Below are 12,591 nucleotides of genomic sequence, written 5' to 3' on the forward strand. Positions count from 1 at the left end.
GCTGCCTGTAACGCATGCCAGCCGTTTTTGTTCCGGCTAGCTATGCGCGAAAATATCGGTCTCCGCCCATCCCATCAGGTCGAGTTTGGCACGAGTCGGCAAAAACCGGAAGCAGGCCTCGGCCTCCTTCGTGCGCCCCTCGCGCGCCAGTCGCCCAGCCAGCACGTCGCGAAGCCGGTGCAGGTAGAGCACATCGGAAGCCGCATATTCGAGCTGTTCCGGCGACAGCACTTCCGCGGCCCAGTCGGAGGACTGCTGCTGCTTGGAAATGCTGATGCCCAGGAGTTCGTTGCAGATGTCCTTCAGCCCGTGGCGGTCGGTATAGGTGCGGGTCAGCCGCGAGGCGATCTTGGTGCAGAACACCGGTTCGGCCATGACGCCGAAGGTGTGGTAGAGCACGGCGATATCGAAGCGTCCGAAATGGAACAGCTTCGTCACCCGGCGGCTCTTGAGCAGGGTGACGAGGTTCGGCGCCCGCTTCTGGCCGGGCGCGATCTGGATCACGTCTGCGGTGCCGTCGCCCGGCGATATCTGCACCACGCAGAGCCGGTCGCGGTGCGGGTTGAGGCCCAGCGTCTCGGTGTCGATGGCAACCGCATCGACGTCGTAATGCGTGAGGTCGGGCAGGTCGTTCTTGTGAAAACGGATCGTCGTCATGAAAAGATCTTTCAGCGGGTCAGGGCGTCCAGGATGCGCGCCCACGAGCGCTGCCCCTTGTGGAAGGACGACAGTTCATATTTTTCGTTGGGGGAATGGATACGGTCGTCGGCAAGCCCGAAGCCGACGAGCAAGGATTCCATGCCGAGATAGGTCTGGAAGTCGCCGACGACCGGGATGGAACCGCCGCTGCCCGTAAGCACCGCCGGCTTGGGCCATTCTTCTGACAGCGCTGACTTCGCCTTGGCGACGAACGGGGAATCGTAGGAAAGCTGGATCGCCGGCGAACCGCCATGCGGATGGAACGCCACCGAGCAGTCGGCCGGCAGCCGCCCCTCGACGAATTTGCGGAACGCGGCGCGGATCTTGTCCGGGTCCTGCTTGTGGACGAGGCGGAACGAGACCTTGGCCATGGCCTCCGCCGCGATCACCGTCTTGAAGCCCTTGCCCTCGTAGCCGCCGGAAATGCCGTTGAATTCCGCCGTCGGGCGCGCCCACACCATCTCGGTAACCGAGCGGCCCTTCTCGCCGGCCGGCTGCGACAGGCCGATCGGGCCGAGAAAATTTTCCGCCGTCTGGCCGAGCGTTTCCCAGGACTGCAGCACCTGCGAGGGCGTTTCCTCCACCCCGTCGTAGAAACCGGGAATGGTGACGCGGCCGTTTTCGTCATGGACGTCGGCAAGGATGCGGGCGAGAATGCGGATCGGGTTCGCCGCCGGCCCGCCATACATGCCCGAATGCAGGTCGCGATTGGCGGCCGTGACGACGACCTCTTCGCCGACCAGCCCGCGCAGCGAGGTGCAGATGGAGGGCGTGTCGCGGTCCCACATGTCGGTATCGCACACCAGCGCGAAATCGGCCTTCAGTTCCTCGGCGTTGGCCTCGAGAAACGGCTTCAGCGAGGGCGAGCCTGATTCCTCCTCCCCCTCGAACAGGATGGTGATGCGGCACGGCAGGCTGCCATGCACCGCCTTCCAGGCACGGCAGGCTTCGACGAAGGTCATCAGCTGGCCCTTGTCGTCGGCAGACCCGCGCCCGGTGATCACCTTGTGCCTCGGCGCGACTTCCTTCAGCGCTGGCGAGAACGGATCGCTCTCCCACAGGTCGAGCGGATCGACCGGCTGCACGTCGTAATGGCCGTAAAACAGCACATGCGGCGCGCCCGCCGGCCCGTCATGGTGAGCCACGACCATCGGATGGCCGGGGGTGGCGCGCACGCTGGCATCGAAGCCGATGGACTTGAGGTCGGCGACCAGCCACTCGGCCCCCTTGCGGCATTCGGCGGCAAACGCCGGATCGGTCGAGATCGATTTCAGCCTGAGCAGTTCGAACAGCCGTTGCAGGCTATGATCGAGTTGTTGGTCGAGGTGGTCGAGGACGGGAGAAATTGCGGACATTTTTCGAGGCCTTTCGATTCTGCGCAGCACCCTAAAGCGCTGGAGGGCGATCGAAAAGCCCGGCCGGATGGGCCAGCGGCGCAAAAAAATGCCGCCGTGGCGGAGGGGAACCACGGCGGCGCTTTAAACGGCGCGGCAGCCCGGAGAGGGGGATAGGCTGCCGCTTTGTCCGGGATAGGCGGGGGACGGGCCTTGCTCCGGACTCGGCGAAAATTGCCGATGCCCCCTATTTGTGATCCGGAAGGTGGCAATTCAAGGGCACGAAAATTACAACTTCGTAACATAGGCGTGATCGGCAATCCCGGACGAACATCTGTCAGGGGCTTGTCGTAACCGGCGCCTTTCCCTCGCCTTTGCCATGGACCGCAAAGCCTTGCCGCGCTATCCCTTCGCCCATGAAAAAAGGCGATCATCTCTTCCTAGTCGACGGCTCGGGCTACATCTTCCGTGCCTATCATGCTTTGCCGCCGCTGACGCGCAAGTCGGACGGCCTGCCGGTCGGCGCGGTCGCCGGCTTCTGCAACATGCTGTGGAAGCTGATGGTGGACGCCCGCAACACCGATGCGGGCGTGGTGCCGACGCACTTCGCCGTCATCTTCGACTATTCCTCCAAGACCTTCCGCAACGATCTCTACCCCGAATACAAGGCCAACCGCTCCGCCCCGCCCGAGGACCTGATCCCGCAGTTCGGGCTGATCCGCGAAGCGACGCGCGCGTTCAACCTGCCCTGCATCGAGATGGAAGGATACGAAGCCGACGACCTGATCGCCACCTATGCGCGGCTTGCCTGCGAGGTGGGCGGCGACACCACCATCATCTCTTCCGACAAGGATCTGATGCAGTTGGTCGGCCCCACGGTCGGCATGTACGACCCGATGAAGGATCGCCAGATCGGCATTCCGGAAGTGGTCGAGAAATGGGGCGTGCCGCCGGAAAAGATGATCGACCTGCAGGCGCTGACCGGCGATTCCATCGACAACGTGCCGGGGGTGCCCGGCATCGGCCCGAAAACCGCGGCGCTTCTCTTGGAACAGTTCGGCGACCTCGACCAGCTTCTGGAGCGCGCCGGTGAGATCAAGCAGGAGAAGCGCCGCCAGACGATCATCGACAACGCCGACAATGCGCGCATTTCGCGCAAGCTGGTGACGCTGAAGAACGACGTGCCGGTGTCCGAGGGCCTTGAAGCCTTCACGCTCCACGAACCAGACGGCCCGAAGCTGATCGCCTTCCTAAAGGCGATGGAATTCTCCACGCTGACGCGGCGCGTGGCCGAGGCGACCGGCGCCGAGGCCGGCGAGATCGCGGCGGCGACGGTCGCCGTCGAGCGGGCCGATACCGCCCATGGCCCGGATGTCGGCGCCGGGCAACCCGCCCTGCGGCTGTCGGACGAGGAAGGCGCCCCGCCTACGGCGACGCCGGAGGAAGGCAGGACGCCTTCGCTGCTGTCGGCCCTGCGCGCCGAGGCCGCCGTCGCCGGCAAGTTCGACGCCGCCGCCTACGAGGCCATCCGCGACCTGCCGACCCTGCAACGCTGGGTCGCCGCGGCGCAGGAGGCCGGCGTCGTCGCCTTCGATACCCAGACCACCACGCAGGACCCGATGCAGGCCGAACTGTGCGGCTTCGCGCTCGCCTTCGCCCCCGGCCGCGCCGCCTATGTGCCGCTTGCCCACAAGGCCGGCGACGGCGACCTGCTGGGCGGCGGGCTGCTTCAAAACCAGGTCGCCGTGCGCGACGCGCTGGCGGCGATCCAGCCGCTGCTGGCCGACGCTTCGGTGCTGAAGATCCTGCAGAACGGCAAGTTCGACCTGACGGTGATGCAGCGCTACGGGCTCGACATCGCGCCCTTCGACGACACCATGCTGATTTCCTACGTGCTTGATGCCGGCACCAGCAGCCACCACAACCTGGAAGCGCTGTCGCAGCGATGGCTGGGCCACACCGCCACCGCCTTCAAGGACGTGACCGGCACCGGCAAGAGCGCCGTTTCCTTCGACCACGTCGCCGTCGAGCGCGCGACCGCCTATGCCGGCGAGGAAGTCGACATCACCCTGCGCCTGTGGCGGGTGCTGAAGCCCCGTCTCGCCGCCGAAGGGCTGGTTTCCGTCTACGAGCGTCTGGAGCGGCCGCTGGTGAAAACGCTTGCCGCCATGGAGCAGCGCGGCATTTCCATCGACCGGCAGATCCTGTCGCGGTTGTCGGGCGAGCTTGCCCAGCGCGCAGCCGGGCTCGAGGAGGAAGTCTACCAGCACGCCGGCGAGCGCTTCACCATCGGCTCGCCCAAGCAGCTGGGCGACATCCTGTTCGGGCGCATGGGCCTGCCCGGCGGCACCAAGACCAAGACCGGCCAGTGGTCGACCACCGCGCAGGTGCTGGAGGAACTGGCCGCCGAGGGCCACGAGCTGCCGCGCAAGATCGTCGACTGGCGGCAGCTGACCAAGCTGAAATCCACCTATACCGACGCCCTGCCCGCCCATGTCGACCCGCAGACCATGCGCGTCCACACCTCCTATTCGCTGGCCTCGACGACGACCGGTCGCCTTTCCTCGGTCGAGCCGAACCTGCAGAACATCCCGGTGCGCACCGCCGAGGGGCGCAAGATCCGCACCGCCTTCATCGCCGGCAAGGGCAACCGGCTGATTTCGGCCGATTACAGCCAGATCGAGCTGCGCGTGCTGGCGCATATGGCCAACATTCCGCAGCTGGTGCAGGCTTTTGCCGACGGCGTGGACATCCACGCCATGACCGCCTCCGAAATGTTCGGCGTGCCGGTCGAAGGCATGCCGTCCGAGGTGCGCCGGCGCGCCAAGGCGATCAATTTCGGCATCATCTACGGCATTTCGGCCTTCGGCCTCGCCAACCAGCTTTCCATCGCCCGCGAGGAAGCCAGCGACTACATCAAGCGCTATTTCGAGCGTTTTCCGGGCATCCGCGACTACATGGAAGAGACCAAGGCGTTCGCGCGCGAGAACGGCTATGTCGAGACGATCTTCGGCCGGCGCGCCCACTATCCGGAAATCCGCGCCTCCAACCCGTCGATCCGCGCCAACAACGAACGCGCCGCCATCAACGCGCCGATCCAGGGCTCTGCCGCCGACATCATCCGCCGCGCCATGGTGCGCATGGACGCCGCCCTCGCCAAGGCCGGCCTGTCGGCGCGCATGCTGTTGCAGGTACACGACGAACTGATCTTCGAGACGGCCGAAGCGGAAGCCGAGGCGACGATGCCGGTGGTGAAAGCCGTAATGGAAAACGCGGCCATGCCCGCAGTCGCGCTGCGCGTCCCCCTGCAAGTAGACGCCCGCGCCGCGCTAAACTGGGACGAAGCGCACTGAGAGGGGGGTGGAAGACTGGTATGGGGTGGAAAGCGGCCAGGCAGCCTTCCATTCGGCTGGCCAAAAAGCAGCCCTTAGAGGTGTCGCAAAAGTTCTCACTGTGCCACCGAGTATTGCGCCCGATTTTTGCGACAAAACTCCCCGCCGATATGAGGAGCGACAATTTTGTGGCGAAACTCAGGATTTGCGCGGTGGATTGGCCGGAAGCGCTGTGACTTCGCGCGAAGATGAGCAGGCCGCACGGCGGCCACTGGCAGCCGGCCGAGGTTGCCCGGCTGCTGGGCGTACATGGCGCAACCCCTCATCGGTCGCAGATTATTCGACTTCTTTACAACGCGGGCGATCGTTTACCATAATACTTTACTGATATGACACCTGAGCCGTGCTGTTCTCCATCTACGATTTAGTGGACCGTACCGCGGTTTTGCCGCGCTAGCGTGAGCGCGATGAGTTACATGGTATTAGGGGTGCTTAACCCCGCAATGTCGGCAATTTTTAGCATCAGCTTGCTGGCGCTCTGGTGGCACCAGCGTCGACTTACCTATATCGCGCTTTTTGCCTCGTCGTATGCAGTGCGCGCAATTTGCTTCTTGGTCGTATTTGTCGCACTGAGTGAACAGACCATGCCACTCCGCATGGTCAGCAACGCGTTGATTCTGTTGACCATGGTGCTTCTGTCGATAGGGGTATCGCAGAGATTCAAAAAGCGTCCCCACTATGTACTTTTGTCAGCCATCATGTTCTTAACCCTGTCTGGCCTCGGGTTTTACATCTTTGTGCATGACAGTTTGCTGGAACGTGGCGCAATACTCGGTGCCGGCCTTGCGGCCATTTGCCTGACCATCCTGGCCGATATACCAAAGCGACAGCAACGAACACCCGTAGAGGCGCTGTTATTCTGGCTGGTAGCGGCGACTGCCCTGGCCTTCGCCTGCCGACCGCTATTTGCGATGCCTGGCATCGTCGGTGAAGACTTCGAAACTGCTTATTGGCTCGCCATCTCGATCTCCGATACGCTGATATGCTCCACACTGGCTGTCGGAATTTTCGCGATCATTGCGGTGGACGTGACGGGGAGAATACGATCCGAAGCTGAAGGTGACTTTTTGTCTGGATTGCTCAACCGGCGCGGTTTCGAGCGCTACGCCAAAGCATTCCTGCATGCGCAGCCAGATCAGGATACGTCCGCTCTGATCGTGAGTGATCTCGATCTGTTCAAGTCGATCAATGATCGCTGCGGGCATGAAACTGGTGACAGGATCATCCAGGGTTTTGCAAAACTACTTAGGCATAGCTGTCCGCAGGGAGCAATACTCGCTCGACTGGGCGGTGAAGAGTTCGCCGTTCTGTTGCCGTCCTGCGATCTGAGCATGGCCCATCAAATCGCCGAAGACATCAGGGTGACCTTCAAGGCTGCTGCGCCCAATATCGTTCAAGGCGCGCTGCTCCCGACCGCAAGCTTTGGCATCGCCGTCGCTACCGGAACCGAGGAGTTAGGGTCTTTGCTGGATCAGGCCGACCGGGCTCTGTACCGAGCCAAGACAGAGGGACGCGACTGCGTTCGCGACTTGGAACAGCACTTTGACGCTAAGTGGTCGATCGCTGGGTGAAGCATTTCCAATCGGACGGAACGGCGTGATGTAGGCAGCCTGACCTGCCGATAATCTCGCGCCATCGATCGACCACAGTGGCGAAACGCCCGATTAAAGCGACAAGTCTGCACCTGACTTCTGCGAGAGTAGAATCGATGACGGTGGCCGCCTGCAAGGTCCGGTTTCAGGAGTGATGACCGCCGACACGGACGACCGGGAATAAGGTCGAAACCCACCACCCCCCTACGCCGCTTCCGCTTGGCATTTGGCGCAGGTGCCGCGGAATTCGATTACCGCTTTCTTGGCCGAGAAGCCGGTCGAGTGCATCCATTCGTCGAGCTGGTGGCTGACGTCGGGGTCGGAGAATTCCGTGACCTGGCCGCAGATGTCGCAGATGGCGAAGGCGGTCATCGAATGGCCGTGGTCGTGCGGCTCGCAGCAGGCGACGAAGGAGTTCAGGCTCTCTAGCCGATGCACCAGGCCTTCCTTCATCAGCGCGTCGAGCGCCCGGTAGACCTGCAGCGGCGCGCGGAAGCCCTGCTCGCGCAACTGGTCGAGCAGCGTGTAGGCGCTGAGCGGCGCGCCCGCCGCCTCCAGCTTTTCAAGCACCCATGTCTGGTTTTTCGTCAGAGCCTGTCTTGCAGCCATTTTCCCAGCCTTCCTGCCCCAAGACATAGCAACGCGCGCGCGACTTTGCCACCGCCTGCGGCTTCGCGATGCAGGGCGGCGGCGGCAGATCGGCCTAGCGCGGCGTCTCCGCGCGCTCGGCGGAGGCCGCCCACAAATTGATGCCGCCGTCGCGGGCGTAGCGGTCTATCTCGGCAAGCTCGTCCTCGCTGAAGTCGAGGCGCTGGAGGGCGCCGACGCAATCCTCGACCTGCTCTGGCCGGCTAGCGCCGATCAGCGCCGAGGTCACCCGGCCATGGCGCAGCACCCAGGCCAGCGCCATCTGCGCCAGCGTCTGTCCCCGCCGCCCGGCGATGTCGTTCAGCGCCTTAATGTTGGCCAGCGTCTCCTCATTGATGAACGACTGGCGCAGCGACTTGCCCTGCGCGGCGCGGCTGTCCTGCGGAATGCCGTTCAGGTACTTGCTGGTCAGCATGCCCTGCGCCAGCGGCGTGAACACGATGGAGCCGATGCCGAGCCCGTCCAGCGTGTCGAGCAGGCCGTCGTCCTCGACCCAGCGGTTGAGCATGGAATAGCTCGGCTGGTGGATCAGGCACGGGGTGCCGAGCTGCTTCAGGATGGCGGCCGCCTCGCGCGTGCGCTGCGAGTTGTAGGACGAGATGCCGACATAAAGCGCCTTGCCGGCCCGCACGGCGGCATCGAGCGCGCCCATCGTCTCTTCCAGCGGCGTATTGGGATCGAAGCGATGCGAATAGAAGATATCGACATAGTCGAGCCCCATGCGCTTCAGGCTCTGGTCGAGGCTCGCCAGCAGATATTTGCGGCTGCCCCATTCGCCATAGGGACCGGGCCACATATTGTAGCCGGCCTTGCTCGAAATGATCAGCTCGTCGCGATGGCCGGCGAAATCCGTGCGCAGCATCTCGCCGAACGCCGTCTCGGCGGAGCCCGGCGGCGGCCCGTAATTGTTGGCGAGGTCGAAATGGGTGATGCCGAGGTCGAAGGCCTTGCGCGCGATCGCCCGCTTGCGCTCGTGCGGGGCATCCTCGCCGAAATTGTGCCACAGGCCGAGCGAGATCGCCGGCAGCTTCAGGCCGGAATGCCCGCAGCGATTGTAGATCATGCTTTCGTAGCGGTTTTCGGCTGGAACATAGGTCATCGTCGTTTCCTCCAGATGAGCGGCCGGCTGCGGCCGGTCGCGGCTCAGCCTTGCGTCCCGCCCCACGGCCCATGGAAGGCCCCGGCGGCATCGATGCGCTCGAAGCCATGCGCGCCGAAGAAGTCGCGCTGCGCCTGGATCAGGTTGGACGTGCCGCGGCCCTGCCGGTAGGCGTCGAAATAGGCGAGCGCCGAGGATAGCGCCGGAACCGGCAGCCCGGCCTCGGCCGCCCGCGCCACCACCCGGCGCAGCGAGGGATGCGCTTGCTTCATCATGTCGATGAAGGCCGGCGCCATCAAAAGGTTGACCTCGGCGCCGCCCTTGCCGAAGGCCTCGGCCATGGTGTCGAGCATCTGCGAGCGGATGATGCAGCCTGCCCGCCAGATCCTGGCAATGGTCGGCATCGGCAGGTTCCAGTTGAATTCCTTCGAAGCGCCGCTCATCACCGCAAAACCCTGCGCATAGGCGGCGATCTTGCCGGCGAGCAGCGCCAGTTCCAGGTCCTTCAGCACCTCGTCCCTTGCGCCCGAAAACGTCGTCACGGAAAGCTTTCCATAGGCTTTTTCGGCGGCCTCGCGCTCGCTCTTGAGCGAGGACAGCACGCGCGCCGCAACCGCCGCCTCGATGGCGGTGGCCGGAATGCCAAGCTGCTGCGCCTCGATCACCGACCACTTGCCGGTGCCCTTCTGGCCGGCGCGGTCGAGGATGATGTCCACCACCGGCCGGCCGGTCTTCGGGTCGTCGGCCTCCAGCGCCTTGGCGGTGATCTCGATCAGGTAGGAATCGAGCCGCCCCTTGTTCCAGCCGGCGAAAACCGGCGCGATCTCCTTCGGCCCCATGCCGAGCCCGTCGCGCAGCACGCCGTAGATCTCGGCGATCATCTGCATGTCGGCATACTCGATGCCGTTGTGGATGGTCTTCACGAAATGGCCCGCGCCGTCCGGCCCGAGCCATGCCGCGCACGGCTCGCCCTTGAACTTCGCGGAAATCGCGGTGATGACCTTCTCCACCCGCTTCCACGAGGCCTCGGTGCCGCCGACCATGATCGAGGGGCCGTGGCGCGCGCCCTCCTCGCCGCCCGACACGCCCATGCCGATGAAGGTCAGGCCGGAGCCTTCCAGTTCCTTGAAGCGACGCACCGTGTCGTGGAAATTGGCGTTGCCTGCGTCGATGATGATGTCGTTGGCGGCAAGTTCGCCGCGCAGCGCCGCGATCTGGTCGTCGACCGGCTGCCCGGCCAGCACCATGATGATGACCGGGCGCGGCGGGCGGATGGCCTCGGCCAGTTCGGCCAGGCTCTTGCACGGCACCAGCCTGTCCCTCAGCGTCCCGGCATTGGCGACGAAGGCGTCGGTCTTCTCCGGCGTGCGGTTGAAGACGGCGATGCGATGCCCCTTTTCCGCGATGTTGAGCGCCAGGTTGGAGCCCATCGTGCCAAGGCCGATCAGTCCGATTTCGGCTTTTTCCATCATCTCGCTCCCGTCTGTTCGCAGGCCCGCGCTCCTCGCCGTGGAGCGCATGATCGACCCTGCGCGCCGACAACGTCAACACGCGGAGGCCGCCGGTTGTTAATTTCTTTCAATCGATTAGGGCAAAATCGGATCGCGGTCACGGCCGGATATCGACCTGCCCGGCGATTTTCACAAGCTCGAAGTCCGAAATCAGGATGTCGAGGCCCGCCGTCCAGCGGCCCGCCACCGGAATGACCAGGTTCTCCACTTTCCATGTGCCGTCGCCCATCCGGCGCGCCGGCCGCTTCAGCGGCTCGATGCCGGAATCCGGCTTGGACAGGACCAAGGTGATTTCCTTGGGGTCGAGCGGCCCGAAATCGCCGGTCATGACCATGATGGAGACGGTAACCGGCCCGGCATGGCCCGGCGCGATGGTAAGGTCCGCCATCGCCTTCAGCGCATGGATATGGGTCGACACCGGCTGCGCGGCGGCGATGGCCAGCGCGCGTGGCGGCGGCGTGAAGCGCCAGCCGGCGACCACGCCGAAAACGGCGAGCGCCAGCAACGCTTCCACGGCAACCGACCGGGCGAGCTTTTTCCACGCAACCGCCTCGCCCGCCTCGGCCGGGACCGTCAGCCGCCAGCGGTTGACGGCGGCGAAGCCGAACAGCACCGCCAGCAGCGCCAGCTTGGCCAGCAGCAACCGGCCATAGGCGGTATCGACAAGGGCGGACGGTTTTTCGACCTGGATGACGGCAAGGACAATGCCTGCCACGGCAAGGACCGCGACCACGGGCAGGATCGCCTTCGAGAACCGCCGCAGGAAACGGTCCGCTCCCGGCGCGGCGTCCTTCAGGGCCAGCATCAGCGGCACCAGCGCGCCGACCCAGAAGGCGATGCCCGCCCCGTGCAGGAACACCATCGGCCGCGTCAGCCATTGCGGATCGGCATCGCTGGCGTGGCCGCTGGCGGCAAGGGCAGCGCCGACCCCCGCCAGCCCGGCAAGCGAAAGCAACCGGGCGACGGCGCGCGGCGACGCCAGCGCCAGAAGCCCGAGCAGCAGTGCGGCCAGCGCGATCGCCACCGTCCAGCCGAACGTCGTTCCCGACGCCGTTTCCCACACGAGCGGCAAGGTGATTTTCGCCAGCGGCAGGTCGAGCGCATCAAGCCCCTGCAGACCCAGCGACAACAGCGCTGCCGGCAGGCCGCACAGCATCATGGCGACGGCAAAACGCCTTCCCGAGGGCAGGCCCGGAACCAGCCAGGAAAGGCAGAACGCCCCGCCAATGCCGAAAAACAGGCCGGCATAGAGCACGACCTTCGCCAGCCAGATCGCCCCGCGCAGCGCCTCGTCCACGGGCTCGGCAGCCGCCGGCGGTTCGGCGCTCGCTGCGCCGATGGAAAACAGCACGGAGCCGCCGACCGGATGGCCATCGGCCGAAATGACGCGATAGCTCAACACATGCGTGCCGTTGGCAAGCCGTTGCGGGGGATCGATTTCGACCGTCTGGCCGCTTTCCCGGAACGAGGTCAGCGCCTGCGCCTTCCCGTCCGGGCCGACCAGCGTCAGCACCAGGGGCGACACCGGCTCGCTGAAGGTCAGCGTAAACCGCGTCGGGCTCTCGGCCAGCACCGCGCCATCGGCGGGATCGGTGGCGACCAGCGCGGCATGCGCGAAGGCGGGCGTCGATGCGGCCAGGGCGAAGAGCAGCGTGAGCACGCAAAAGATGCCTGCGGCCAGCCCCGCGCATCGCAGCTGCCAGCCTTCCACGCCCGATAGGTCGCGCATAGCCATCATCATCACCCGCCCAGCAAAGCGGCGCTTTCGCAAGCGCCGCTTCGCAGCTTATTTCCCCGGCGTGAGCTTAAGGCCCGGCGCCGGCATTTCCAGGGCGTCCTCGCCCTGGCCGGCCGCCGGTATCTCGATCCACCGCTCCACGGCCCCTTCGCATTCCTGCACGACGGGAAAGAACAGCGTCTCGCCGGCCGGGAGGTCACTGGCCAGCGTGCCCCGGAACACGAACTCGTCGTAGAATTCGTCCGGCAGGCTGCCGCCGCTCCAGCCCACTTCCGTCACGCCCTCCTTCACCGTCTCGCCCCACAGCGTGTAGGCCTTGGCATAGCTGCCCTTGACGGCCTCCAGCTTCCAGCCGGGCTTGGGCATCGGCTTCACCGCGATGAAACCTTCCGGGATTTTCACGCGGATCGCCGTCGTGGGCTTGCCTTCGCAGCCGTGCGGGATGCGGAGCACCGCCTTGTAGGTCGAGCCGACCGCCGCCGTCTGCGTTTCAAACGTCACATGGGCCAAAGCCGCACCCGTGCCGGTGGCGAGAAGGGTCGCGACCGCGCAAGCGATCGCAGAAGTTTTGAACATCA

General features: G+C 64.9%; 9 protein-coding genes. 2 read left to right on the forward strand and 7 right to left on the reverse strand.

Going from position 1 to position 12,591, the window contains the following annotated elements:
- Positions 1-36: 36 nt before the first annotated feature.
- Together ACFOHJ_RS06095 and ACFOHJ_RS06100 are read right to left on the reverse strand one after the other, a co-directional pair.
- Positions 37-657 carry a ribonuclease D gene (locus ACFOHJ_RS06095; protein WP_378219537.1) on the reverse strand — a complete coding sequence of 207 codons (621 nt, stop codon included), beginning with the start codon at positions 655-657 and terminating at the stop codon, positions 37-39.
- Between the two features lie 11 nt (positions 658-668).
- The gene (locus ACFOHJ_RS06100; protein WP_378219538.1) at positions 669-2,054 is read right to left on the reverse strand and encodes a M20/M25/M40 family metallo-hydrolase; all 1,386 of its coding nucleotides are present in this window, start codon (positions 2,052-2,054) and stop codon (positions 669-671) included.
- A gap of 395 nt (positions 2,055-2,449) precedes the next feature.
- Between ACFOHJ_RS06100 and polA the strand changes: the two genes are divergently transcribed.
- Both polA and ACFOHJ_RS06110 read left to right on the forward strand, forming a co-directional pair.
- Positions 2,450-5,386, forward strand: a complete 2,937-nt coding sequence (gene polA / locus ACFOHJ_RS06105; protein WP_378219540.1) for a DNA polymerase I — start codon at positions 2,450-2,452, stop codon at positions 5,384-5,386.
- Positions 5,387-5,832: 446 nt separating this feature from the next.
- Positions 5,833-6,996, forward strand: a complete 1,164-nt coding sequence (locus tag ACFOHJ_RS06110) for a GGDEF domain-containing protein (RefSeq protein ID WP_378219542.1) — start codon at positions 5,833-5,835, stop codon at positions 6,994-6,996.
- A 225-nt stretch (positions 6,997-7,221) separates the two neighbouring features.
- Here ACFOHJ_RS06110 and ACFOHJ_RS06115 read toward each other — a convergent pair whose 3' ends face one another.
- The 5 genes from ACFOHJ_RS06115 to ACFOHJ_RS06135 all read right to left on the reverse strand — a co-directional run bounded on the left by ACFOHJ_RS06115 (position 7,222) and on the right by ACFOHJ_RS06135 (position 12,589).
- On the reverse strand, positions 7,222-7,626 hold the full coding sequence (locus ACFOHJ_RS06115) for a Fur family transcriptional regulator (RefSeq protein WP_378219543.1): 405 nt from the start codon (positions 7,624-7,626) through the stop codon (positions 7,222-7,224).
- A 94-nt stretch (positions 7,627-7,720) separates the two neighbouring features.
- A complete protein-coding gene (mgrA, locus tag ACFOHJ_RS06120) occupies positions 7,721-8,764 on the reverse strand; it encodes an L-glyceraldehyde 3-phosphate reductase (RefSeq protein ID WP_378219545.1) in 1,044 nt (347 codons plus the stop codon).
- Between the two features lie 44 nt (positions 8,765-8,808).
- Positions 8,809-10,233: an NADP-dependent phosphogluconate dehydrogenase gene (gndA, locus tag ACFOHJ_RS06125; RefSeq protein WP_378219616.1), complete on the reverse strand. Its 1,425-nt coding sequence runs from the start codon at positions 10,231-10,233 to the stop codon at positions 8,809-8,811.
- 139 nt (positions 10,234-10,372) lie between these two features.
- Complete coding sequence (locus ACFOHJ_RS06130; protein WP_378219547.1) at positions 10,373-12,004, reverse strand: copper resistance CopC/CopD family protein; 1,632 nt, start codon at positions 12,002-12,004, stop codon at positions 10,373-10,375.
- 57 nt (positions 12,005-12,061) lie between these two features.
- Positions 12,062-12,589 carry a YcnI family copper-binding membrane protein gene (locus ACFOHJ_RS06135; RefSeq protein ID WP_378219549.1) on the reverse strand — a complete coding sequence of 176 codons (528 nt, stop codon included), beginning with the start codon at positions 12,587-12,589 and terminating at the stop codon, positions 12,062-12,064.
- Between the last annotated feature and the right edge of the window lie 2 nt (positions 12,590-12,591).

Source organism: Aquamicrobium soli, from assembly GCF_042646345.1.
In the GTDB taxonomy this organism is placed as follows: domain Bacteria; phylum Pseudomonadota; class Alphaproteobacteria; order Rhizobiales; family Rhizobiaceae; genus Mesorhizobium; species Mesorhizobium soli_A.

Bases quoted from the DNA above. Each gene is read 5' to 3' on its own strand.
- ACFOHJ_RS06095 (WP_378219537.1), bottom strand. From the start codon at position 657: ATGACGACGATCCGTTTTCACAAGAACGACCTGCCCGACCTCACGCAT.
- ACFOHJ_RS06100 (WP_378219538.1), bottom strand. From the start codon at position 2,054: ATGTCCGCAATTTCTCCCGTCCTCGACCACCTCGACCAACAACTCGAT.
- polA (WP_378219540.1), top strand. From the start codon at position 2,450: ATGAAAAAAGGCGATCATCTCTTCCTAGTCGACGGCTCGGGCTACATC.
- ACFOHJ_RS06110 (WP_378219542.1), top strand. From the start codon at position 5,833: ATGAGTTACATGGTATTAGGGGTGCTTAACCCCGCAATGTCGGCAATT.
- ACFOHJ_RS06115 (WP_378219543.1), bottom strand. From the start codon at position 7,626: ATGGCTGCAAGACAGGCTCTGACGAAAAACCAGACATGGGTGCTTGAA.
- mgrA (WP_378219545.1), bottom strand. From the start codon at position 8,764: ATGACCTATGTTCCAGCCGAAAACCGCTACGAAAGCATGATCTACAAT.
- gndA (WP_378219616.1), bottom strand. From the start codon at position 10,233: ATGGAAAAAGCCGAAATCGGACTGATCGGCCTTGGCACGATGGGCTCC.
- ACFOHJ_RS06130 (WP_378219547.1), bottom strand. From the start codon at position 12,004: ATGCGCGACCTATCGGGCGTGGAAGGCTGGCAGCTGCGATGCGCGGGG.
- ACFOHJ_RS06135 (WP_378219549.1), bottom strand. From the start codon at position 12,589: ATGTTCAAAACTTCTGCGATCGCTTGCGCGGTCGCGACCCTTCTCGCC.